Here is a 23,953-nt window from a genome sequence, read left to right as displayed (position 1 = left end):
GAATTCATCATGATCCACTTCCTCGCAGCAGGTCTGCGTCCCGTCATTTCCGAAGCCCGCACACATCAATGTCGAATCGTGCTGGTCAAGGATCACGGTGTCTACATGCTCTCGGAGAGAGGCGAAATGGAAAACGGCCAACGCAGCATCATCGCGTGGGCCGTCGAATGCAATCCCAATACGGTGCCATTCGACGACTGGTGGGAGCGCGCCCGGGCAGAATTCGGCGGCGATGATTTCGTCGAGTATCTTGACCACAACGATGCGGTCTTCGACCGCGTCATCGACGAAGGCTTCGATCTCCAGATCGAAGCCAATACCGGTTACCTCTACATCAACGCAGTCGCCCTGCGGTTCTAAAGGTCTGCCTCCTTTTCGCTCCCATTCAAAGCGCCTGATCCCTTCCGGGACCGGCGCTTTTTTTCGGTCCATCGCGGATTTCCGTGGATGCCGCTGATCTACCCGCTGCGGCCCGTCGACCCAGCGCAACATATTGGGCGGCTTCCAAGGTAATACGGACGTTCGTTGACTCGCATTGCGAGACTGGAATTCGGCCTAAGCGCACGGTCATGATGCTCCATTCTCGACGGTTATGAGTGTCCGATACCTTGTGTCCTGAATAGGTACTCCGATCACATGTAGTCCTTGATCGAGGGAGGGAGCAGACGTTCTCGGCTCTGTAGTCAATGAAGCGGTCCGCAGCCACGCCACCCTATAGTTTGTGCGGCCCAACGATGGGGCACGCTGGGTAGATTGGGCCAAGTACCAGCGCGTGGGCCTTCGCTCTCGTGATGGCAACCCGAAGGATCTTCCGACTTCGGTGGTATGGCGGCTCATCTCCCCACCACACGAACGACGAGGCCATTTCCTGCCCGTCGTGCCGTCCTTCGCGGACCACGATAACACCGTCGAACTGCTTCCCCTTGGCCTTGTGTATTGTCATCACTTGCACACCCAGTGGATCGTCAATGCCACCCAGAATCTGATCTTGTGCGAGAGCAATGTCTAGAACTTCACGTGCGCGGGTATATTGTCCGTCGCGCATCCACACCGCGCCGAGTCCTCCGCTGATGCGCTTTCCGCGATTGAACGCGACAAGGTAGTCCAGACTTTTGGCCACATCGGTAAGGTCCGCATCCCCGACCGCCCGCAGCGCCCCCTTGATGTGAGTCCAGTCCCTCCCCGGATCTCCAGAAAATGCTTCACCTCGCAGTTCGTCCATTATGGCCAGCACCGACTGCACAAACTTCGCCTTCGATACCTTGCCGGCCCGAGCGGCCAATGCCCACACCTGCCACTGTTTCGCGGCCGCCAGTCCGTTGGCCCGTTTCGCTGTAGCGAGCAATTCAAGCGCCGTTGCAAGATCCTGCATCCGATCATGTTCGTGCTTCGGCTCTAGGAGAAACGCGGCGAATCGAGCCGTCAGCATGGCCTCCGCTTCATCGAACGACAGTTTATGGCGGACTGGCTTCGATTCCGCGTTTAATGCCGATGAAACCTTAGCGGCCGACGCGCCGGAATGTGTGAGTATCGCAACGCTTTTGCCATAATTTCCCGTCGCCTTTTTGATGGCCCGCTGCAGCATGCCAAGTGACATACGCATGATCGCGTTCTGGGTGCGTAGCTTCGGGTTGTATGTGAAGGCTGAGACGCCCGTGTAAGGCGATCCACGAACGTTTCCCAACAATATGTCCTGTCCGAATATCGCGATCTCAGTGCTACCACTACGATGGTTCTGGGCCCCGAGATCAAGCTCCAAAGGATTCAGGGATTTTTTGATCGCGGTGATGCGCTCTGGTCCTATGCCTGGTAGGTGATCGAATATCTGCTGCTCAAGATCGGCCAGGCAGATCACTTGCGCCGTCGGCGCTAGCAATTCGATGCAGCGCCAAGCGTCTTCGTTCGTGTCCTGTGCCTCGTCCACAATGATCAGCGGATGTCGCTGCGAAACGAGCCTGCGCACAAGCTCGCTTCGCTGAAGCAGCTGGGCTGCGTTTGGGGCGAAGAGGTCGAACGCGATTTGTCCGTCCTCTCGGAACAACCGCTCTCGTTCCGCCAACCATACAAGCCATGCGGGATTCTCATGGTTGCGGTCCTTTGCCTTGATCGTCCCGTATCGCGCTTGCTCGTCTTGCGGCAGCAGAATTCGAAGTGACTTTGGCGCCCCAAGCAGGTAAGCGTGGGCCGACAGCAGCATCCAGAAGAAGGAATGGAAGGTCTGCATGCTGAGCATCCCGCGCTGAGCTTTCGGAGCCTCCTGGCGGATGGCTTCACCAACCCGGGCCACTGCCGCCCTTGAGAAGCTAAGGAACAGAACCGATTGGCCAGGCGCCAACCCATCCCCGATGCGGACAACTGCCTTCTTCAGGGCGATCGTGGTCTTGCCGCTGCCGGGCCCGCCCATGACGAGAGCATGCCCAGTGCAATCCAGGAGTTGCTGCCGAAGGTCGCAGACCGCCACTGATTGTTCCTCGGTCACGTGGTAGCAGCCGGTGGTAATACGGTGCCGACGATACCGGCTTCAGCGGGCTTCGCAGCCACGGCCCCGGCGACAACTTCTACTGGGATGTCGGCAGGCTTTGGAAACGCGGCGTAAACCTGCTTCAAAAACCCGGTCACCGTCGCAGGCAGTTCGTTCACCGTGCTACCCTCAAAGAGTCGGGCAGCCCACCCCGCACCTTTGCTGTTCTTCAAGGCAGATGCTGTGAGCTTTTTCACCTCGGCGTCCGTCGGGCGAGCGATAGGAATCGCAAAGTTGCCGTTATCCCCGGATGCTCTCAGGTCATCAAGAAAGGTCCAAAGTCTGTCGACGGACATCTCATTAACGACCAGCATCTCAAATCCTGCGTGTGCATGTTCACAGTCCACGTCGAACGCATCGGTAAACAGCTTTTTCTTCTCCGGTGAGCGTGCGATGAAGTCGTAGAACGAAAATGTTTTAAGGCCGAGAGCCTTGAAGAACGTTCCGAACTTTGTCATAGCGCTCTCACTCTCAGAGTCAAAGAAGGCAGTACCGGCGATGTCGAGCGGCTGAAGCGATGCATCGTTTTCCTCCATCTTCCGTGCAGCGACCGGCAACGCGTGAAATTCTGTCAGTCCTTCCACCACGATGGTACCCTTGCCGAGCATGCACTCCGTCAACCCGCGCCTCGCAAATCTTTTGAAGTCGTTGCCTTTCAGTCCACCGGCATCCGACACTTTCTTGGCAGCGACGCTGGAGTCCGGCCCACGAGAAAGCAGCAGAGTTTGTCCCGGCTCGAAGCGTTCGATGACATACGGCGAGTGCGAGGTCGCGAACGCCTGCGTTGTGTTGTGCAAAAGGTAATCAGCAATGCGGCGCTGCGTGTGGGGAGGCACAGCGATCTCGGGCTCTTCCATCGCGAAGATGACCGACGCGGGCTTTAGTTCGGCGATGAACGATAGGAGGGCAAGAACCAGCACGTTCAACGTGCCCGTCCCGACTTGCTGAAACGGTACCGGTGTCTGATCCTTGGACATCGCCAAAAAGAACGCCATCGTCTTTCGCAAGTGCTCGCGCGTCAACTGAGACACATACAGCTTGGTGGTCCTGCCGTCCACGTCGGATGCGATGTAGCGCCCAAGCCGTGCCTCGATTGACTCAAGCACCGGCTGTAGGTGGGTTGCATCCTTCTCGATATCCAGCCCCCGCAGCCGTTCGATCGCCTGCTCCCACAAACCAGCCCGTGATCCCCTGAGACGCAGGATGACATCGAGGAGCGAGCCACGCTCCAGGCTCAAGGCGCGAGAGCCTGTGCGAACCGCACGCAGGTACAGAAACCCGAACAAGCGCTTGACATCTTTGCTGACCTTGTCCAGTTCCCCAGGCTCTGCGTTAGGACTCCGCGAATAGAGCGTCTTCGCCTCGAATTCGTCCTCTTCAGGGTTGTATTCGGCCAGCGTCTCCAACCGAAGGCAACTTACAACCAAAGGAGGGTTCGCAGCGTCGGCCTCTCCTTCACCGAGCAGCCGCTTCTCTGCCGAATGCCAGAACTCAAGGTGCTGACCGCAACGATTCTCAATCTCCGCATTGATGTCAGTTAACACAACCTCGATGTGAATGGGGACGGACGTCGGCTCTTCACCGTCGACCGCACTCGGCGCAAGGTATTGGGCATTGTGAAAATCAAATTCTTCGACCGGTGGGAACTTAGATATTCGATCGGGCCCCAGTACCAAGTCCAAGGCTTCACATATCGTGCTCTTTCCGACGTTGTTCGGCCCGACGATCAGGGTGTGCCCGTCGAAGTGCAGCTCGGCACTCTTGATGCTCCGAAAATTTGAGATCTTCAATCGTACAACTTTCATTCGCTTGTATACCTCTTCATAGGTGTTGCGAGCCGCACTTGCCTGCAACCTTAGTTACCAGTTCGATCGGAACGTCGTGGAACCTCTCTAGGTCCACAATGAGTTGACGTTATGATCACAGCCATGCCGACGAAGGCTTCGAGCCGGCGCTTTTTTCGGGAAATCAGGCTTGACATAGGGTTTAGCTGGGTTTCGCCTGATCGTCGAACAGGTTTCGACTCGCGAGTACGCGAAAGCCCCTCGGTGACAGCAGCGTCGCCTTGCGGGGCGACACATACAGGTCGCCGGTGCACTGCACGTCTTCTTTCTGTTGATGAGCGGTGATCGCTTTTTCGTAGTCGTCGGGCGCAAGCTCGATGGCAATGTGCTTCTCGGCGTCCCGAATCTTCGCCTCAATCGTGATCGTCCCACGATCTTGGTCCACGGGCCGGTCCAACCGCTGAATGGTGCCGACAACCGTCTGGTTCTCGGCGACATAGTTGTCCTTGTAGTACGCGGACGCGATCCCGAGGTGCTCGATCTTTTTACCGTCGAACAAAAATGTCCGGGTCGTGCGCGTGGTCCGTTGCGAACCCGCCGGCGCCACGGTGATCTCCACCTCGCGGTTCTTTTCTAGGCCGCTTAGACCGATCAGCGCGTCGCACATGTTCGCACTGGCGCCGCTCAACACCGCGTTGTCGAAGATCGTTCGATCGAGGGTTCGACCGTACCACTCCAAGGCGTCGTTCAATACGAACAGGCCCAACGACAAATTGTCGGTGACCACGTTGCCCAGCGGAACGGCGGGCAACCCAAGCTGATTGCCTTGGTTCTTGTCGAGCGGCGCAATGATGTTCACCACGTAGCTGCCCTCCTCGGTCTGCCCCAGGCGCAACGATTCGAGGAACGCTTTCGCCACGGGCGATGGTTTGGAGGTGAAGTGACGCCGCTTGGAACCCGTGGACATCGCCGCCGCAGCCATCAGGTCGCGAGCGTGCTGGTTGAGTAACACGCCGTCTTTGAGCGGAATAGTGCCGGCCGCCACGTCGGTGTGAATCACGCGGATCCGCACTTGGTCGGTGAAGTGGCCGATCACCGCCTTTACCACAGCCGCGGGTTCGACCTCTTCGAACGCTGCGATCACCAGAACGGCGTCCGCCATTCGGTCGATGTAGTCCTTCAAATCGGCCGTGCGCGGCAGGAGGATCTCGGCGTCGTGGTGCTCGGGCTCCGAGCGATGCCAGATGGACGCGAGATTGTGGAGGTCACCGTCATACGTCCATTCGTTGGTCGTCAGGTACGCCTCGAGCAGGTCCGGGGTCACGTCCCTAACGAGGATTGGGTTGGTATCCCGGCTCATGCGCTGTTCCCGTTACTCGCGAGCGTCACCAGCTTCAAAACGCTCTCGGTGGTTAAACGCTGCGACATCGGAATGTCGACCCGCACCGTCTCGTCGTTCGCAATGTCGGGATGGTGACGCAGAGAAACCCAGAAGCACCGGTTATGCAGCACCATGTGCTCTGGGTCATGCTCGATCCAGTCCGGCAACTCTTTGGGGACGGTCAACACGACCAAGTAGCGCGGGCTCAGGACGTTGGTGCCGCGCAGGTCATTGTAGTTTTTGATGGGCAGATCAAACTTCAACACCTCGCCAACGATAGTCGGCGATGCGGTGCATTTCAACTGGAGCTGGATTGCAGGGTCGCGGACCTTGCCCGTATAGCCTTTGCCTTTCAGCATCACGTCGATGCTGTCGTCGTCCACGACTGGGACGCTCGGGTTCAAGCCGGCGTGCGCGGCGATCGCGTGTACGTAGGCGAGGCTGAACTGTTCTTTTTGTTTCGTTGAATGCATGTCCCACCGCCCCTCGTGGTCATCAGCGCCGCTTTGGCAGACGCCTTGGTCTCGGGCGATTGTAACGAAAAAGCCGCTAGGAAGCCTGGGCCACTGGTCGTGCAGGCGGCGGTTCATCGCGGATCGTCGTGGCGGTTGGAAAAACGTCCCTGCCATCGGTCGTCGGACTTAGAAAAGGGGGCATCGAGACAACAGTATATTTATACAGCGCGCGGCAGGTGAGCGATGAATATGCAAGTGAGAGCGATTTGTGTGGAAGGCCACGCGCGGCGGCAGGAAAAGATCCAACTGTCCCCCCCGATCGAGGGCGGTGTGGTGAGCGGCCCAGCGCCTACTGGTTTTTAGATCACTAATACGTCCAATTCGGAGGAGTGAGGGCGATGTTTTCGAAAGCTCTGCGTTTTGCACAAGCGACCCGTGTGGGTCGGGAATAATCATCCGAACCTCTCGAAAGCCGATGTTCGCGGGCGACCCAATATGCGACTGAGCAAACGGCGGCTTAGGCCGATGACACGACGCCAGCATCCGGCGATCGAATCCGCACGGTGGAGCTGCCGTCTGAATGTCCTCGCGACGCGTCGGGCGAAGGTCGCCTTCCGGCCGACAGTTCTCTCTGCGTTCCCCGCTATTCCGCGAGAGCTTTTTGTGTTGGTGTCTTTTCTCTCGACGCTGATCTTTCGACGTAGCGCGAACGAAAAAGCTGTCCTATGCTCGACAATGCAGCGCGCGCATCACTGGGAAAGCCCGGCCGGTATCGACCGTGCCGCTAACTTCTGCCTCCCTTTGGACCCATGTTTGCGCTGCCTCCACTTCTTCCATCCACGCGGGCTACTGTCCAGTCTCTCCCACGCAGCATCGCATGCGTGGCGTTGATCGCCACCGGCGCGCTAGTGGCGCTGGCCACATGGTACCCGGGGCACTGGCAGGTGCTCCTGCTGCTCCTGCCGGCCGTATGGTCGCGCGCGCGCGGACGTACCTCGGCACTCGCGATCTGGATCGGCTACTACCTCGCTGGAGCACGGGACATTCCCCTCGTGAGCATGCGCTTCTTTTCCGGCTATGGAGATCTGACGCGCCCCGAAGCGCTTATGCTCGGCTTCTCGTTCTGGATCGCGCAGGCGTGCGTGCTGGCGACACCGTGGGCCGTGCTCAAACCCGAGTCGGACGCGAGCGCCACACGCCACGTCTTGTGCGCCGCAATCGCGACCGTGCTCGTGACCGTACCGCCACTCGGGATCATTGGGTGGTTATCGCCGGCATATGTCGCCGGCACCCTGTTTCCCGGTTGGAAGGCACCAGGCCTAGTGCTCGGCATAACCGCCATCGCGTGCGCGGCCTCCGTCTCACTCGGTCGCTTCGCCCGACAGGTTGCAACGCTGCTAGTGATCCTATCCCTTCTCGCGCGAAGTGTGGCGAGCGCGCCAGTTGTACCGTCCCGGTGGACAGCACTCGACACACGCCTCGGCCGGTTCGATCAGTCCAGCTATACGTCGCTCTATGCGCGGACGCGACAGGTCCAGACCATCGCACAGCGTGCGTTTAGCGAAGGTGCCACCGTTGTTGTCCTTCCGGAGGAAATTGTAGGGCTGTGGCGTCCGGCGATGGGCTACTGGTGGCGTGACGATATCCAGGCATTCGCAGCGGCAAAGCGAACATTGATCGTCGGCATGGACCTGACCGCGTCCGGCACGCCGTTCCGGTACACCGACAGCGCGGTCATCGTCGGCGCGGACCACGGCCGCCTGGATAGTCGCCAGCCGGTGCCGGCGGCGCTGTGGCGCCCCGGTGCGGCCGTCAGCGCGACCCGCGGGAGTCTCAGCCAGCCATACGTCATGGTTGCAGGCAAGAGCGTGGCCTTCTCGATCTGCTATGAAGACCTATTGTGGTGGCCGCACTGGCGCATCCTGCTGCATTCGCCCGATGTGCTCGTCAGCCTGTCCAACAGCTGGTTCGATTCGGACCTCGCGCTCGCACACATCCAGCGCCAGGGTGTCGCCGCGATCGCCCGACTGTCCGGTGTGCCATTGCTGCGTGCGGTGAACCGGTAGCCGCCGTTGGCGCGGGCAGGCGTGGGATAATCCGCCAGGTTCCCGCTCCTGCTGTCCTGATGCTGAAAGCCGATCGAAGACGAAAGCGCCTCGTTTGCCCACCGATCGGTGCGCTGATGCGCTACCGGGACAGGATGGTGCGCGTGGTTGCCGAGGCGAGCGGCCAGCGCGCCGTTATCGAGTCCATCTTTGAAGACGGACGCCCGTTGAGGAGCGTAGTGAAGTGGCATAACCTTGTGAGTCCTGGCGACCAGCTCTTCTGAGTCCGACCCATGCAACTCGATATTTTTGACGACAGCCGTGATGTGATGCTGCGCAACGATGTCCTGTCGGCATTGCAACACCACGATGCCTCCGGCGCCCGCCGTGCGCTGCGGATCCTCGGACATGAATATCCAGACGACGCGGCACTCGTGGCGCTTGACACGCTCGTGACCGCCCTCGAAGCACGTTGCAGCCTACCCTTCGCAAACCATGACGCCGCGCTTGGCGCGCGGGAGACGCTACTGACCCGCGTCCGACCCTCGGCGAACCAGCTGATGGGCGAACGGGCCGCCATCGCTTGGCTTGCGCCGTTCTGGAACGAACTCGCGCAACGCGCTGCGAGTCTGGCGTTCCGTGCGGCCCAGCCCGATGCACACAGCGCCGCGCTCTACCTGCATACGGGCGACTGGAAAGCCGCTGAAGCCGCCGTCATTCGCATCGAATCCTGGCGACGCATTCCCGCACCGCTGATGTGGATGGTCGAATGCCGATACCGGCTCGATGGTCTCGAGGCCGCCTGGCCACTTCTGGCCGAACTCGCATGGCTTGCTCCCACCCGTTTCGATGGCCTGCTCCGGCATCTCGAGGACAGCTCGCTGGACACGCTGCGCAGGACATTCGATGCGTCCTTTGAAGGAAGCGGCGATATCGTCGACCTCGCGTGGTTTCCGGCCTGGGCGCTGATTCAGAAAACCGGACTCGCACCGCTGCTGAAGCAGGCACAACCCTGCCGTGACACCGAGCCCGAACGGGCAGCAAGACTCGTGCTTCGGCTGCTCGCGCTCGAGCGCGAAGGCCGTCACCACGAATTGATGGAGAGCCGTCGCGATCTGCGTGACCTCCACGATCCCCTCTACCGGCACTACATGAAAACGCGCTGAATGCTGAAAACCGGGATGTCACACACGAGCTCACATCGATGGACCTTCGTCGCCCGTTTCCGGCGTAACGCCTTCGGCTGGAAATCAGCGCTGCCGATCCAGCGGCTGAAGGAAGCGGTCGTCGAGATCCGGCAGGTGGCGCGCTCCGATGCCGTCCTTGCCGCCGAAGGCGCAGTCCTCCTGCTCGAAAAACTGTCTCCGGCACTGGAACAGGTCGACGGTTCGTCCGGCGCGATGGGCACCGCAGTCAATCGGGCCATCGATGCACTGGCTCCGCTGATTGCCGCAGCCAAAGTTGAATCCACAATCAGACAGGCGTGGCTGGAACGTCTCTTTGAGGCGTTGCAGGAAGACCAGATGCCGTATATCGAACGCCTCGCCGATGTGTGGGGAGATCTTGCTGTAACACCAGATATGGCATCCGCATGGGCGGACAGGCTGCTGCCCATCACGGCCCATGTGATCGGCCCCGACGGCCAGGGTGGATTTTTTGTCGGGACTACCGCGTGCATGAGTGCGCTTTACGTCGCGCACCGATTCGACGAACTGCTCGCACTGGTCGACTCGGCGCGCATGACATGGTGGGGGTACCGGCAATGGGGTGTAAAGGCGCTCGTGGCACTCGGCCGGCCCGAAGAGGCGCTGCGTTACGCCGAGCAGTCTCGTGACGCCCATGCGCCGGAAAGTGCGATCGCCCTCGCCTGCGAGACGATCCTGCTCGCCTGCGGCATGCCGGATGAGGCCTACCGGCGGTATGCGATCGCGGCTAACCGCTCAGGGACGTACCTCGCGACCTTCCGTGCGATCGCGAGGAAGTATCCCGGGAGATCGCAGGCAGCAATCCTGCAGGACCTGATCGAAAACGAGCCCGGCTCGGAAGGCAAATGGTTTGCGTCCGCGAAGGACGCGGGACTCTTCGATCTCGCGACGTCGCTCATCCGGACCAGCCCGACAGACCCGCGTACCCTGATTCGGGCAGCACGGGAGTTCGTGCAGCGGCAGCCGGCGTTCGCGATAACCTGCGGCATGGCCGCACTGCGCTGGATCGACGCCGGCGCCGGGTACGAGATCACGGGGGCAGATGTGCTCGATGCCTATACGGCGCTCACCGACGCAGCCTGCGCGAGCGGCGCTTCCCGCGATGCTCTCAACGCGCGACTTCGGGAACAGTTCGGGCCGACTGCAGCCTCCGCATTCGTCGGCAAGGTGCTCGCGCCGCATATCCGGTAGCAGCACCCGGCGAAGCAACCGCCGTCCAGGTAGCCCGTGACGGGATAACTCTCCTACCGCTCGCCGCCGTTGACCGAGTCCTTGAATCCCTTGCCTGCAGTGAACTTCACAGTTTTCGCGGCAGCGATGCTGATCTCCTCGCCAGTCGCCGGATTGCGGCCCGTGCGCGCCGCACGCTTGCCCTGACTGAACGAGCCAAATCCGATTAGTTGCACGGTATCACCCTTGACCACCGCCTCCGTAATCGCGCCGATAAAAGCATCGATGGACTCGCCCGCGATGGCCTTGCTCGAGCCCGTTGCTGACGCGACGGCATCAATCAGTTCTTGCTTGTTCATGAATTCTCCTTCTGTCAATACAAAAAATAAGACGGCACGATATTGCGTGGTCAGCTACGCGGATGGCCGCTACAGCAAACGAATCCGCGTACCGTACCGCGAAGACAGCCGACCGCATAAGCTCACTCTCGCCCTCTCTCGCCAATTTGACGGACTCGATATGGTAAGCCAATAGCCACAGCATCGCATATAGACGGTCACGGCCGTCTGCCTCAACGCGGCAATCTCCAGAGCGAAAGACATTGATCCAGCGATGACGCAAGCACCCTCATCGTCCTGTCTCGCGGTCGGCACGGTCGTCAACTACCAGACAGGTGCGCTCGAGTAATTCGCCATGGGGGTGGCGGATCTCGACAGTGACCGGCGCAAAGCAACCCGCGCTGCGGCGGCCCTCGCGCGAGACCTGGACGATCCATCTGTGAAACCGCGCAACGTACGGCCCGTGGCGCGCTAGCGCTACGCCCTCATACACCAGCGCCCGCAACATGCGCAGTTCCTCAACGTCCGGCATGGCCGGCGAGCTGACGTCCATCATTTCCGTGCCCTCCACCATACTCCAGCGTAGAAGTCATTCACGGCGAACGGTGCGCGCGCGCATGACATCGACGAAGGTGCAAGCTATTCGGCCGTGGCTCGCGCCGCCCGACGCGAACGCCGGCCTGCAGGCTGGACAGACGTAGCCGCATCGAAGTCTGCGGGATCCGGCGGCGTTCCTGGTTCCTCGACCGACGTGGACTCTTCCGCTTCGCCATCGGCCGGACCGGCTGGCTCGCCGGCGCCTTCGTCCTGTGCCGGGGCATCGGACTCGCGCGTCTGGCGCGGGCGGTACACCACCTGATCGATCCGCACGAGGTTCAGGGCAATGGATTCGGCGTCAATATGGGCGCCCGCGTCGGCCTCGTTCTCGCGGTTGATCCACGGACTCACGTAGAAGTCGCCGCGCACGACAACGCTCGCGCCCGTGCGGATATGCTGCATCACGCGCTCGGTCAGGCGCTCGTTCCACACCGTCACGTCGACAGGAAAGGTCCGACCTTCGCGCTGCTCCAGTGTCCCGTCGTCACGACGCCGGTAGCTGGCAGACATGACGCGCAGTTCGACGATGCGCCGCGTGCCGCTGGCGGTGTTGACCTGCTTCATCGTCGGCGACGCCAGCACGTTGCCGACCAGTTCTGCGTAGATGCCCATTGCGGACTCCGTTCATCAAGGATTGCCCCCTGTGATACGAACGCGCTGTCCATTGCCTGCTTTTTCGGATGGCTGCTCTGCGTTAGCCTGATGCCCCCGCCGGTCGCAACGCGACGGGACCACGCACCTGTCTCAGGTGCCGTCGATCCTTCGAACCTTGACTGTGCCGTGTTCCAGATACATCGTGAGCTGGCTCGCCGCATACCGGAAAACCGACTCCAGTGCGTTGAGCTCCTTCGCGCGCGCGTCGCACTGTTGCAGGTACGCGCGCAGCGGCGCCGGAATGCGATTGAAACATTGCTTCGCGCGCGGCCAGGCGATAGCATGCGGCTCACCGCGGACGAACCAGTCGAGACGATGGCGCGTCGCGCCGCTCGCCAGTGCAATGCGCACGCAGCGCAGCGACACGTCGAGCCCGGTGGTCGTGCTCTCCAGGGCCAGCGTCTGCATTTCCGTCACAGTGTCCTCGAGCCAGTGCTCGTACGAGCGCAGCAGCACGCGTATCCCGGCGTCGCCCGCGATCCGTGATACAGGTAGCGCCATCGCTGGCTCAGGGCTGCCCGCTCCCTTACCCTTAAAGGCCTTTGAACGTCGATCCAGATCCGAAGGTCGGCCAGTCATTGCCGCAGTCCTCGCATCGCTGCACCAAGGCGTCTGCTGCGGCTTGCGCGACCGCGTCGTCCCCGGACAGCGGCACACTGTCGAGCAGACGCAGTTCCACATCCGACAGGCGACTCACGCGCCGCCGGCTGTGACGTGGCTCACGCGCGCCGGTGAAGACGTCCCGCGGCAATACACCGAGCAGCGCGCGCGCCGCTTCAACGCGTTCGCGTGCGGCAGCATCCGCATTCGGCAGGAAGTCGATGCGCGAAAGCGGCAGCAGTTCGGCGCGCGTCAGCACGCGCTGGCAGTGCACCGCGAAATGGAACACGGACAGGCACCGGTGCTTGGCCGAGCCGATGCGCCGAAAGCCCTCTGTCGACGACATCAGGTCGCGCAACACCGCGGAACGAACGAGGCGCACAAGATAGTCGAGCTCGACAAGCAGCATGACGATCATGTAACCGTACGGTGAGCCAAACTCGAGCGAGACGTGCGCAGGTTCGCGTGATTGCAGCACCGAATACTCGAGGCCTTTTTCGTGCGCGGCATCCAGCAACTGGCGGGCATGCTGCTGCTCGAGCTCGTTCGCGCGCCGGATGCCGGAGATGCGATCCGCGATCTCGATGAGCTTCCAGTCCGCATAGGGGTTGTCGTTGCCCGAGAGCGACCACAACGCGCGCAGCGACGCAGCCACGCGGCGGCCGCCCGCCATCGCATGTCCCGACTCGCCTGGAGCTACGGCCCGGCCAAGAAACAGCCGCATCGCGTCGCGCGTGTGCAGCCGCATGCGGTCCGCACCGTCGCTACCGAGCTGACCCATGCGGCTGATCTCCTGAGCCTCGTGCGGGCGCACCAGTGGATCGCTGCCCTGTCGCAGCGTGTGAGTTTCGCGCATGCGATTCAGCGCTTCCTCGCGTTCGAGAAGCAACTGGTAGCGGCCGAACAGTGGATCGGCAGGGTCGGGATCACCGTCGACAATTAGGTGTGCAAGGACGGCGCGTTCAGTATCAACGTCATAACCGTCGGCAAACGGGGACGACGTGGAGCGCTCGAAGGCGTCGACAGACGGATCAATGGTGTGAGACGAAGCGGCGGACGGTGTATCCATAACAGACTCCCTGAAACAGGTGTTCGTTGGACAGTGAGGGAAACGCCAGCGCTGTTACCCCGGGTAACAGCAGGCAGCCCCGCACAGTCGCGTGTTAACCGGGGTGACAGCGCCCGCGGTGGGAAAACATGGGCTAGTACGCGCATGTGCTCCGCAAACGCGATGGATCCGGTCACGCATGGGCGCCCGCCTGACTGGCCGCCCCGCAGGCCGAATGACGCGCAGGCCGATGTGCGATCCGTTCGCGCAGTGCATCGCGAATGGCTGCGAGATTCCGGCGGGCCGTCTCAGGCGTCGACGCGCCCGGCTCCATCGCATCACCTGGAAGCACTGACCCAGCGTTCGTGCCCTCCCCCCCGGTCGCCCGCCTGCGTGCCGCGCGCTCGAGGTGCGCCCTGGTGGGGATGAACTCGCCGCCGATATAGCGTCGCACGAGCCCTGCGATGTACGCGACGGGCAACTGCACCGGCTGGCGCCGGTGGCCTGCCGCCATCTCGTCGAGCAACATCTGGCGGTCGGTCGCAGGAACCCGTGCGAGGTGCGAGGCGATGAGTGCGCGAACGTTGACCGGCAGCATGGTGGGCCAAACGAGCACGCTGGGGTCGTCTGCCGCAGGCAATGGCAAGATCGGCGAACCAGAATCGGCGCCAAGGTCGATTCCCACCACAACCGCGTTTGATCTCTTGCCGGTCGAGATCGCTGGGCCGGCGGTCGTTGTAGTCTTGTATGTAATCCTTCCGTATACGCGCGCGTCTGGAACGCCCGTTTCCCGCCATCGGTAATGGATCAAACCCGCCAACTGCAGTGGCACCGCAGGCGGATCCACATACAGCCGGAGACTTCCGGTTGGCGACTTCGGGTGCTCCGCCACCCAGGCACGCACGTGTGGCGCATGAACTTCAATGGCGGACGGCCGGGTGTTACCCGGGGTAACAGCCGGTAGCGTCGCTACGGCTGCACGCGCGTCTCCTTCGCGCAGACTCTGCGCGAGCAGGCGCTTGCGCGTCGCGAGCCGCTCGCGCACATCGCCGCGCGACACCAGGCGTTCGAGCTGGCGCTTCAGTTCGCCCGCATTGACCTGGGTGAAAACACGGCGGCCGGTGCACTGGCGCATGAACTCGCGAATCAGCCCCTGGCGCACAAGCCGCGCTCTCGCGTTATCGAGCTGACGCCGGTTAAGTCCCAGCGTGCGTTGCCACTCTCCGGCCGTGTGCGTGAACCAGGTACATTGCCGGTCGGCCTCGCGGCGCTGCAACTGCACCATGCGCGAGAGCAGCAGCGCGGCATTCACGTTGCCGACGAGATCAACAAAAACGCGTCGGTACGCGACAGTCGGCCCCAGCAACGCGTCACCCGCGAACGGATCCGCCCGCATCGCTTCGATCGATGCTGGGAGCTGCACGGCCATCGGACAGGTCGCGCGAACGGCGGCCGATATGGCTTCCACCTCCAGCCGGTAATGCATGCGCGCAGGCTGACCACCACGCCATTCGGCCAGCAGGTTCAGGTCCCGCATGCGCCGCCGCGCATTTTCCTGCTCTTCACGCGACAGGCCTGTCTCGATCAGCCAGTGTTCGCGGGTCTTGTGGATCCAGCCGCCATTGACCTCCACATCGCGTCCGCGTCGCGTCCAGTACACCAACTGCGAGAGCAGCAGCGCCTGCTTCGGATGTCCGGTGATGCGGGCCATGCGCGTCCCGAAAGCGATGGGACGATACGGCCTGAGGAGGGCCCACATCGTTTCGAACTCGGTGATATAGGGATGGCAACCGGGCATCATGACTGGACCTCCTGCAGCTGATTCAGCTGTTGCGGCTGATCGGGACGTACGGGGGGCCAGACAATATGCGCGGTGCGCTCCTCCGCTTTGCGCTGAAGCAGCGCGAGCACAGCCGGCCAGAGGATACGGAACTCATCCGCCAGCAGCGTCTTGCGCCGACGATGCGCGATCAGGCCTTTCGACCGGAGCAGTCGCCGCGCGGCGCGCTGCTGCGACTCGGTGAGCGCCAGTCTGCGCGCGAACTCGTCGGGCGCAACCTGAAGCCAGTCGTGGTGACGTCCCGTCTCGCTCTCAACCGTCGACAGTTCCGTGAGCATGGCGGCCGCGGCGAGGTCGCCACAGACCTCGACGAAACAGCGGTCTATCGCGATCGGCACGTCGAGCATCGAGAGCACCATTTCGGCTTCGGCAGGCGGCAGTCCGGGTGAATCGTCCCAGGTCTTGCCGGGCAGCAGGTTGCCCTGCGGATCAAGTCGCATGTCATACATGGTCAGACTCCTGGTGGGAAGAAGGTGGGGCAACGTCTCCGGTGTCCGCGTCGAGCGCCGCGAAAAGCGTCGCGAGCGACCATTGCCCGCCACATCGCTCATGCAGCGCCAGATAGCGTTCGCGCAGGTCGCCGATGTCCTTCAGACTGGCCCACGCATCGAAAAGCAGATCCATTCCGGAGCGCGCCAGCGCACGCGGTTTCGTCGGCGCGGCGACATTGAGTTCGGCGCGCAGCCGTGCAATCGTTGCGCGCGTGGTGGTGCGGAAAAACGTTCGGATCATCGGAATGCTCGCCTGCCGCTCCACAAAGGCGCGCAACAGGTCCTGATCGCGCCACTGACGCTCAAGCAGCTCGCAGCGACGCTGCAACGCGCCGGCATCCACAAAGACACGCATTGCACCCGCGGTCAGCAGATCGCGCACAAGCGCCGGCGAACGGGCATCACTGAGCACACGCCTGATTGCGCCCGGTAGCCGATCTGTCAACGATGTCCGATGCGGCGACGCTGTTCCACATGAAACTTCGTTATCCTCATGTCCCGCGATGACGTACCGATCTGTCATGCAAGCACACGCAATCAGCTCGAGTAGCACGAAATGCTCGAGCGCTTCGCTCTTCAGCCGCAGGAAAGCGTTGTCCATCACGCCCCACCCCGCTGAAGCCGCTCGTCCGCACCGGGTTCGGGCCAGCGCGCCGGTGCAAAGCGCTCGGGGTACGCCGCCCGGAATGCGCGCGCCGCGCGAATGACCTCGTCCCACCATTGACCGATCGGGTGATCCGGATTGAGCATCACGTCGAACATCACGTCCATGCGGTCGGCGAGCAACGGCTCGCCGACGCTCGCGTCACAGGTGCGGTTCCACGTCTCGTCATCGCGGGCCATCTGTGCGAAGAGACTCCCGGAGGGAACGCGTGCGATGCCCGTTGCGGTGTTTTGCCGTGACAGGCTCACGAGCCACCACCAGCCGAGATACCGGTTGAGCATCTCTTCGTCACGCTGCGCGCCGACGCCGGGCGACAACCCGGGCGCGACACCGGGCGAGAAACGCGGTCTGTCCGGCGGCGGTGGCTCGACCATGAACCCGTAGGGCAACGCGGGCGCATCGCGTACGCATCCATCGAGACCGCAGGTTCGTGCGAAAGTCAGCACCGTTTCCCGTAAAAGTTCACCCTGGTTTGAAGAAGACGCAGCGTGCAGCGTGCTGTCCCGGTGAACGTCGTCGGCCACCACCGTGGATGGGTCATCCGGTGCGCGTGGCGGACCATCCGTCGACACGACTGACTCGCCACGCCGTTGCCCGACACTGGTCGGGCGCGGCACGGTTCCATCCGCAGCCGGCGTGGCGCGAGGCTGTTCGTCGAACCGGGTCAACCTCACGGGTCCCGACGAGGCCGAAGGATCCGGTGTGGCCGCCGCACGGTTCGCGTCGACATCGGATGCGATCGATGAAGGTTCACGTCGCTCACCCGGCATGCCACCGACTTCACGTAAGTCATCACCGGCAGCGTTCGGTGTGCGCTCCAGCAGATGACACATCCGGTCCATGGCGTCGCGCGGCACGCCGAGTTCGCCTGCCAGCCGTTGTCTCAATCCGTCGACCAGCTGCGCAGCATCAAATGGCGCAGACTGCGCCAGCGTGCCGCCCGCATCCGGGTTGTCCGGATTGCGGCGGGCGGCGATGCCGGTCAGTTGCGGATCGATCACCCGCACCTGCAACCATTGATCGTCGAAGCCGAGGCGCCTCGTGAGGCGCAGCAGCATGCCGATGCCCGGCTGGATCACATCGACAAGCGCGCGCCGGCTCAGATACGCCGTGGCGGGTCCGAGGGCGGATAGACGGTCGACCGCGAACTGGAAGAGCGAGAGCAGCACATGGCTCACCGGTGCCCCTTCCTGTTCAAGCAGCCGGGAGAATTCACGTAACGACAGCGTCTCGCTACGTTCGGCTTCGAGATCGGTCTTGAGCGCTAGATAGCCATTCGCCTTGTCCCAGAAGCAGAGGTCGGCGCGCTGGTCATTCTCGCGCAGGTGCGCCGCCAGCAGCTTCGCCTCACCGGGATACGGCACGTAGATAAAGTCGTAGTAAAGGAAGCGTTCGTCGCGGGTTTCGTCGTGAAGGGCCGTCGCTGCTGTCACGCGCGAATTGCCGCCCTTCGCCACCACGTAACGCGTCTCGTCTGGACGGCGGGTCACCGTCACGATCTGCTCGATGCCGTTCGCCCGGATCGACTCCTTGAGTTCGACGATGCGCTCGTGCGACGCGCGCCGCGGATTGCGCTCATAGACCATCACGTCGGTGATCTTCAGCCGGATCACCGACGTGAGCTGCGGTTCGGGCGTCTGAGCGCCCGGCGGGGGCACGTCCAGGCGCTGGGCAGCGAGCGCTTCGCGCGTCTCACTGAGCGGCTTGTCCGACACGTTCACGCGACCGCCCCCTGCCGGACACCCGTCCGGGTGTCGCCCGTCCAACCCTGCGAAGCACCGGCATAGACGTTCGCCAGCGACGGAAACAGTTCCCATGCGAGACGGTGCATAACGTTCCATGCCGAATTCCCGAACCGCTGGCGACGATCAAAGTCATGCACGGGAACGCGTGCCGTTGCCGCCGCCGCGTACGCCGCGGCTGACGGGATCACGGTGTCGAGCACATGGACTTTCGAATGTTCAGAGAAGCGCTGACGCAGCACGGCTGCAAGTGCCCGCGCGTTGGTGGTGCGCTCATGCGCATTGATCAGCGCGAGCAGGTCGCCCGAACGGAAGGATTCGCCGAAGTCGGCCAGCCGGTTCAGCTCGTCGAGCATCGCGATCGTGCCCGTGGCGAACTCGCCGGCGCTCAGCGCATCCGGCTTGACGGGCGACACCATCACGTCTGCCGCCATCGCCGCTGACTTCTGCAGTTCGCCGACCGCGCCTTGCGTGTCGATCAGCACGACGTCATAAGGGTCGACAAGCGGACTGCGCATCGCCCGGCGCAGGATCATCAGGCGATCCTCACGGCGATTGAGCCACGCCTGCAGCGCTGCATCCGGCGTATCGGAATAGACCAGATCGAGATTGGAGAAAATCGTGCGACTGATGCAGTCGGCCGACGGATTGCCGCCCGAAGTCACGACTGCAGTCAGACCTTGCGATGAACGGTAATTGACGGGAAAGAACTTGCTTAGACTCGGCTGGACATCTGCATCGATCGCAAGAACCTTCAGGCCGAAGGCTGCGAGCAGGCCGCCAAGATTGGCGGCGACGGTCGTCTTACCGACGCCGCCTTTGGTGGAGACGAAGGAGATAACTACCGGCACGGTGGGAGATCCAGTACAGCGTCATCGCTTGAGTGGAAATTCAGTTAATGAAAAAGAATATGGTCACTAAGTCGGATCGTGAGGCGGCCCGTATGAATCGCGACTGGCGTCCTCGGTGGCGTCTCCGGCGGCCTCGTTTCCACCGGAGTGCGTAAGTTGCGAGGCGATCCACTTTTCATATTGGTCGACCGGAAAAAGACGCCGGCGCCCCCACGCGAATTGACGGCGGCATCGGCAGCCCGAGCGTCAGGCGGTTGCGTGCTGTCGCCGGCGCGATATGCAGCTCTCGCGCGATCTCTTCCAGCGTGTAGAAGCGCCTGCTCGTCACTCTCCCTCCACGGCACCTCGACGCACCACCCGTCCAGCGAGAGCTCATTTCGTTCGGGTACGTCCAGGATTGTCTATTACTCGAATGTACCTATAATCAAGGCACAGGATCACTCTAGGAATGTGAGACAGACATGTCAAGCACCACTGATCACGAAGACTCTCATCAGCGGGTTGCACAGGTGCGCGAGCATCTCGGCCTGTCCCAAGACAAGATGGCCCGGCAGCTCGGGCTGTCTCTGCGCGCATATGCCAATTACGAGCGCGGGGAGCGTGCGATCCCGATCGAACTGCTGCGCGGGCTATACGGGCGGTTTTCAGTCGATCCCGTCTGGCTGATGTCAGGCGACGGCAACATGATTCTCGACCGGGATGTGCGGTACCGGCTCGACCAGAAGACGCTCGACGGCGTGCTGGTCTCCGTCGAACGGATCGAACAGCGTCTTGAGGCGCCACTCGATGCGAAGAAAAAGGCGAGACTAATTGGTCTGCTCTACGAGCAATGCCAGTTGCTGGGCGAGAGCGCCGAGCAGATCCTGAAGGATTCACGCATCGGTCGCCTGACGCGATGATTGCGCCCAGGTCAGCAGCGGGAACAATTCTGCAATGGCGCCCGCCAACCATCGGGCGAACATTAATCTTCCGACGTAACGCCTTTTGACGCATGTGTGAAAACGCCTGCGATATCACCATCGGTCGGGAGAATGGAATGGGACGCCGGGAAGAAATCAGCAAGGAACTCGATCAACTGGCAAGCGAGATCGAGAAGGATGCCCTGCTTGCGCGTGGCGGGCATGCCGCAAAAATCCCGTCGGCACCCGACATACATATTCGTCTCGAACTCGTCATTGCACAGCAAGCGCCCATCGGGTTTCAGATCCGTCTCTCGACGGAACCGGTCGATGATGGCGGACCATCATAGCGGCTTGCGTGCCGTTCCTGGTCCCCGGCCAGCACGCTGATTCGTGAAAATCGTGCGGCCCCTTGATCAATTCTCCGCGCGGGATACGGCATCACCCCCGTGATGGTGCCTTGACTCGCAAAGTCCACGAGGGAATCCGGTTGACATCATTACAGCGGTTGCCAGTAACGATGCCCGCGACCATCGTCACCGGAAAGCACCGCGTCACCGCGGATTCCATATGGGGCGCGTGACGACACAGCACGCAAATTGACGCTACAACGCACACTATCGCCTGTCTGTTCAGTGCTTCTTCGAAGCTCACTGCGCCATATCGCGTGACGTTACGCAGTTCTACCAGGCATTAACCCGTGCGCCCAATATCCGGGAGGCGTAACGCACACGTGTCTGCCCGACCCACACCCGCGCCGTTTATTTCCTTGCCGCTGGAAACAGCCGGCAAGGAAGGAGACCCATCGCGCATGCCGCTGCCGAAAAAGCAACTGTACGAATATTTGCGCAACGCGTGGTCGACCGCCCTCCTCCTTTCGTAAGATCAAAACTCATTTATGTTTTCGCCCGTCCGCCTGCCGCGCAGTTCGCATCCGTTGCGGGCGACGTGATTGTCTTCCTTGCGAACTGACCCATGCGAGGTATCCATGAATAGTCGCGCCGTGATCCAGGACCAGGATCTGATCCGCTCCGCGTTTCCAGAGTGGGACACGATTCACCGTGCCATGACATCGCCCGACGTAATCAGTGTCGTCGTCGATATCGTATTCGACTGGACGAGCATCACCGCCGCTATGCTGATTCTGCATCGCCTTGGATGGTGGTCGGCGCCCGCGATCGTTGCTTGGGTCGGTAACCGGCAGCGTGCGCTCGGCAACCTGCTGCACGACGCCGCGCACCGCAATCTTGCCCGCTCATGTCGGCTCAATGATGCCCTGGCGCGCCTCTTTATGGCACCGGCGCTCTTCAACAACCTTGCGCTCTATCGTGAGCTCCATGCCCGCCATCATGCGTGGCTGGGCGACCCGGCGCGCGATCCTGACTACATCGCCCTTCGTCCGAATCCTGGCGCCCGCTGGTGGCAGCCGTTTTTCAAGGTTCTGCTCTCGCCAGCGGCCTGGTTGAGCTCGACGTTCGGACACCTGCATCTGTCGAGGCTCAGCTGGATGCAGCGCTTCGGCATGGCCGGATGGTGGGCCGCCGTACTGGGTGCCATGACGCTTGTATGCGGCGTTCATGCGGCAGCGCTTTTCTTCGGCATATGGATGCTGGCGAGAGCCACCGTCTTTCACGCGATCACGACGTTTCGTGAGATGTGCGACCACTTTGGTCTGGAGCGAGGCGGAATCTTCAGTTACACGCGCGACGTTTCTTCCAGCAGCCTATGGCGGCGGATCATTCATCCGCACAACAACGGCTATCACCTCACGCACCACCTGATGCCGTCGATTCCCTATCACCGCCTCGTACACGCGCAACGCGAGCTGCTGGCATTGCCTGTCTTCGCCGGCGCGGCCAGAGTCCGCCACGCGTATTTTCGCGGCCCTGATGCAGTCGTGCGTGAATGGGAAGTCCATGGAGGCGACAATGTTGCAGCGTAATCTCGGGGCGGTCCACGTGGCTGCGCTGCTTGTCTCGGCAAGCTACGGTGTGGCATTCCTGCTCGGTTCCGGCGAAATGGCACTCCATGCCGGTATGGCGGGCAGCCTCTATGCGATCGTCACCGCGCTGGGCATGCTCGCGCTCGCGCTGGCCGCACCAGCGCTCTGGCGGGGACGCGAACCGATCTGGGACGTGTTGGGCGAGCGCTATGGTCCGGTCGTGCGCAAGCTCGTCGCGCTCCTCTCGCTCGTCTGGATGTCCGGCGTGCTGGCGGCCCAGATCCATGGCGGTATTGCCGTGCTTGTCGCGACGGGACTGCCGGCAACCCATGCACTGGCGGTGATCGCCGCGGCGCTGCTGGTCATGTCCTCCATCGAACTCGGCTTGGCGGCAACGCTCTTCGCGTGCTGCCTGCTGGCCATGAACGTTGCGCTTCTGCATGCGCTTGTCGCATCGCACGGCCTGACCGTGTACCTCCATGCATGGCCGTCCTTCATTGGGGAGATACGCACTGCGCCAAGAGCCGACACTCTGGTCACCATTGCAGGGGTCGGCTTTCTGGTCATCACGGGATCGGACTATCAACAGTTTGTCGTCTCAGCGTGCCGACCACGAGATGCGTGGCTCGGCTGCGTACTTGCGAGCCTCTTCCTCATAGTGACCGGGTTTCTCCCGGCCGCAACAGTCGTCGCAGCGCTTCATGCCGGCAAGCTGTCCGGCCTGACGGACACCGCGAGCGCGATCCCGTGGATCATGCTGCAAACGAGTGGGGCAATGGGATCCGTTTGCATCGGCGTCATCCTGCTTTCTGCTCTCGGGTCAGGGACCGCGATCACGCGCGCGATGTCATCGGCGCTTGAGGGCCTGCATGCCGTCGATGGTCGCTACGGCTACGCGTCGCGCCTGCTGATCGTCGCCATCGGTTGCGCAATCGCGACTGATGGTCAGGCGATTGTGTCGACCATCGTTTCACTGAACATCGTCTATGTTGCGGCCGTCGGGTTGCTGTTCCTCTTCCACGAGAGTGGTCGACAGATCCCCCCGCGCTGTGCATCAGCGATGTTGCTGTCTGGCGCCATCGTTTCCCTGCTCGTTTCGGCAATGAACTGGACCGGTATCGGCAATCTGCCCGGCTGGCTCCCGCTTCCGGCAGGGCTGCTCGCCTCCGCCTGTGTGCCGGTCGCATGGCAGTTCGCGCCGTTACTCGGGCGCGCGCGGTCATAGAACCGCTTGGCGACCCGAACGCGCCCCGATCGTGCTCCTGCGTGTTAGCCATGTCGCGACCGACCGGCACCATCAAACGGTCGTCAAGCCTGTTACGCCGCGGCCCACAACGTCGCCGGTCATCGCAATTTTCACAGTGACGCGATCACTGCCTGGATCAGGCGACCGCAGGCGGCGCCGCGACCATCCTGTTCTCGTGTACTGCCTCCGTGAAAAAATGCCGGCGACGACGAGCGGCGTGATAACGGCGATCGGAAGAGTCGACGCAAGCATCGCGTCGGCGAATCAAAACGCTCCGTCAACTGACGCGCTCTCCCCCCGGGACCGGCTGGACCAGGCTCCGCCGCGCCGCTGCCATGACCAGTTCACTGATCGTCGCGAGCGGCTCGGCCTCCTGCTCCCAGTGATGCCGGTAAAGATCGATCATCAGGTCGTGCCCGGGGGCGAGCGCCACCAGTCTGCCGCCACTGATCAGCGATTCGGCCTGCATGGCGGGGATCC

22 protein-coding genes and 1 pseudogene are annotated in these 23,953 nt (G+C 62.1%); 8 read left to right on the top strand and 15 right to left on the bottom strand.

All coding sequences use genetic code 11. The annotated features are described in order from the left end of the window. Nucleotides 1-9: 9 nt before the first annotated feature. Nucleotides 10-360, top strand: a complete 351-nt coding sequence (locus OKW44_RS17610; RefSeq protein WP_084754465.1) for a DUF3085 domain-containing protein — start codon at nt 10-12, stop codon at nt 358-360. 352 nt (nt 361-712) lie between these two features. Here the strand turns inward: OKW44_RS17610 and OKW44_RS17605 are convergent, their stop codons facing one another. The 4 genes from OKW44_RS17605 to OKW44_RS17590 form a co-directional block, all read right to left on the bottom strand. Further along, a complete protein-coding gene (locus OKW44_RS17605; protein ID WP_239499204.1) occupies nt 713-2,479 on the bottom strand; it encodes a UvrD-helicase domain-containing protein in 1,767 nt (588 codons plus the stop codon). Next, nucleotides 2,476-4,326, bottom strand: coding sequence for an ATP-dependent nuclease (locus tag OKW44_RS17600; RefSeq protein WP_035471962.1), 1,851 nt, complete (start codon nt 4,324-4,326; stop codon nt 2,476-2,478). Before OKW44_RS17600 ends, OKW44_RS17605 begins: the two co-directional genes overlap by 4 nt. Nucleotides 4,327-4,507: 181 nt before the next feature. Continuing rightward, nucleotides 4,508-5,665: a hypothetical protein gene (locus OKW44_RS17595; protein WP_026226272.1), complete on the bottom strand. Its 1,158-nt coding sequence runs from the start codon at nt 5,663-5,665 to the stop codon at nt 4,508-4,510. Continuing rightward, complete coding sequence (locus OKW44_RS17590) at nt 5,662-6,276, bottom strand: DUF4365 domain-containing protein (RefSeq protein WP_239499205.1); 615 nt, start codon at nt 6,274-6,276, stop codon at nt 5,662-5,664. The genes OKW44_RS17595 and OKW44_RS17590 overlap by 4 nt, the downstream gene beginning before the upstream one ends. A gap of 674 nt (nt 6,277-6,950) precedes the next feature. On the opposite strand from OKW44_RS17590, the gene OKW44_RS17585 reads away from it, so the two are divergent. The 3 genes from OKW44_RS17585 (at nt 6,951) to OKW44_RS17575 (ending at nt 10,582) form a co-directional block, all read left to right on the top strand. Further along, nucleotides 6,951-8,207 carry a carbon-nitrogen hydrolase family protein gene (locus OKW44_RS17585; RefSeq protein ID WP_026226273.1) on the top strand — a complete coding sequence of 419 codons (1,257 nt, stop codon included), beginning with the start codon at nt 6,951-6,953 and terminating at the stop codon, nt 8,205-8,207. A gap of 272 nt (nt 8,208-8,479) precedes the next feature. Continuing rightward, on the top strand, nt 8,480-9,352 hold the full coding sequence (locus tag OKW44_RS17580) for a hypothetical protein (protein WP_018423069.1): 873 nt from the start codon (nt 8,480-8,482) through the stop codon (nt 9,350-9,352). After that, nucleotides 9,353-10,582: a hypothetical protein gene (locus tag OKW44_RS17575; protein ID WP_018423070.1), complete on the top strand. Its 1,230-nt coding sequence runs from the start codon at nt 9,353-9,355 to the stop codon at nt 10,580-10,582. A gap of 53 nt (nt 10,583-10,635) precedes the next feature. Here the strand turns inward: OKW44_RS17575 and OKW44_RS17570 are convergent, their stop codons facing one another. The 10 genes from OKW44_RS17570 to OKW44_RS17525 all read right to left on the bottom strand — a co-directional run bounded on the left by OKW44_RS17570 (nt 10,636) and on the right by OKW44_RS17525 (nt 19,386). Continuing rightward, nucleotides 10,636-10,920: an HU family DNA-binding protein gene (locus OKW44_RS17570; protein ID WP_018423071.1), complete on the bottom strand. Its 285-nt coding sequence runs from the start codon at nt 10,918-10,920 to the stop codon at nt 10,636-10,638. A gap of 268 nt (nt 10,921-11,188) precedes the next feature. Next, entirely contained in the window at nt 11,189-11,455 is a 267-nt protein-coding gene (locus OKW44_RS17565) for a hypothetical protein (RefSeq protein ID WP_113062008.1), read from the bottom strand. A gap of 83 nt (nt 11,456-11,538) precedes the next feature. After that, nucleotides 11,539-12,108: a single-stranded DNA-binding protein gene (locus OKW44_RS17560; RefSeq protein ID WP_018423073.1), complete on the bottom strand. Its 570-nt coding sequence runs from the start codon at nt 12,106-12,108 to the stop codon at nt 11,539-11,541. Nucleotides 12,109-12,240: 132 nt separating this feature from the next. Next, on the bottom strand, nt 12,241-12,651 hold the full coding sequence (locus OKW44_RS17555; protein ID WP_018423074.1) for a hypothetical protein: 411 nt from the start codon (nt 12,649-12,651) through the stop codon (nt 12,241-12,243). 31 nt (nt 12,652-12,682) lie between these two features. Then, entirely contained in the window at nt 12,683-13,819 is a 1,137-nt protein-coding gene (locus tag OKW44_RS17550) for a PFL_4669 family integrating conjugative element protein (protein WP_018423075.1), read from the bottom strand. Between the two features lie 172 nt (nt 13,820-13,991). After that, a complete protein-coding gene (locus OKW44_RS17545; protein ID WP_018423076.1) occupies nt 13,992-15,599 on the bottom strand; it encodes a hypothetical protein in 1,608 nt (535 codons plus the stop codon). Continuing rightward, the gene (locus OKW44_RS17540; RefSeq protein WP_018423077.1) at nt 15,596-16,087 is read right to left on the bottom strand and encodes a hypothetical protein; all 492 of its coding nucleotides are present in this window, start codon (nt 16,085-16,087) and stop codon (nt 15,596-15,598) included. The genes OKW44_RS17545 and OKW44_RS17540 overlap by 4 nt, the downstream gene beginning before the upstream one ends. Further along, on the bottom strand, nt 16,080-16,511 hold the full coding sequence (locus OKW44_RS17535; protein ID WP_239499207.1) for a hypothetical protein: 432 nt from the start codon (nt 16,509-16,511) through the stop codon (nt 16,080-16,082). Before OKW44_RS17535 ends, OKW44_RS17540 begins: the two co-directional genes overlap by 8 nt. Nucleotides 16,512-16,729: 218 nt before the next feature. Then, nucleotides 16,730-18,514: a ParB N-terminal domain-containing protein gene (locus OKW44_RS17530; protein ID WP_018423079.1), complete on the bottom strand. Its 1,785-nt coding sequence runs from the start codon at nt 18,512-18,514 to the stop codon at nt 16,730-16,732. Next, nucleotides 18,511-19,386, bottom strand: a complete 876-nt coding sequence (locus OKW44_RS17525) for a ParA family protein (protein WP_018423080.1) — start codon at nt 19,384-19,386, stop codon at nt 18,511-18,513. Before OKW44_RS17525 ends, OKW44_RS17530 begins: the two co-directional genes overlap by 4 nt. A 509-nt stretch (nt 19,387-19,895) precedes the next feature. Between OKW44_RS17525 and OKW44_RS17520 the strand changes: the two genes are divergently transcribed. The 4 genes from OKW44_RS17520 (at nt 19,896) to OKW44_RS17505 (ending at nt 23,452) form a co-directional block, all read left to right on the top strand. Beyond that, nucleotides 19,896-20,285, top strand: coding sequence for a helix-turn-helix domain-containing protein (locus OKW44_RS17520; RefSeq protein ID WP_018423082.1), 390 nt, complete (start codon nt 19,896-19,898; stop codon nt 20,283-20,285). 92 nt (nt 20,286-20,377) lie between these two features. Continuing rightward, the gene (locus OKW44_RS17515; protein ID WP_239499208.1) at nt 20,378-20,635 is read left to right on the top strand and encodes a hypothetical protein; all 258 of its coding nucleotides are present in this window, start codon (nt 20,378-20,380) and stop codon (nt 20,633-20,635) included. A 638-nt stretch (nt 20,636-21,273) separates the two neighbouring features. Further along, complete coding sequence (locus OKW44_RS17510) at nt 21,274-22,227, top strand: fatty acid desaturase family protein (RefSeq protein WP_018423084.1); 954 nt, start codon at nt 21,274-21,276, stop codon at nt 22,225-22,227. Continuing rightward, nucleotides 22,214-23,452: an SLC5/6 family protein gene (locus tag OKW44_RS17505; protein WP_018423085.1), complete on the top strand. Its 1,239-nt coding sequence runs from the start codon at nt 22,214-22,216 to the stop codon at nt 23,450-23,452. The genes OKW44_RS17510 and OKW44_RS17505 overlap by 14 nt, the downstream gene beginning before the upstream one ends. A 298-nt stretch (nt 23,453-23,750) precedes the next feature. Here OKW44_RS17505 and OKW44_RS17500 read toward each other — a convergent pair. Next, nucleotides 23,751-23,951: pseudogene (locus OKW44_RS17500) on the bottom strand (HTH-type transcriptional regulator ArgP); the annotation flags it as partial. Between the last annotated feature and the right edge of the window lie 2 nt (nt 23,952-23,953).

The sequence above is a fragment of the Paraburkholderia lebeckiae genome, from assembly GCF_050436325.1.
GTDB classification, from domain to species: domain Bacteria; phylum Pseudomonadota; class Gammaproteobacteria; order Burkholderiales; family Burkholderiaceae; genus Paraburkholderia; species Paraburkholderia tuberum.
The sequence above is the reverse complement of the archived record's forward strand: the minus strand, read 5'-3'. Positions and strand labels throughout refer to the sequence as shown.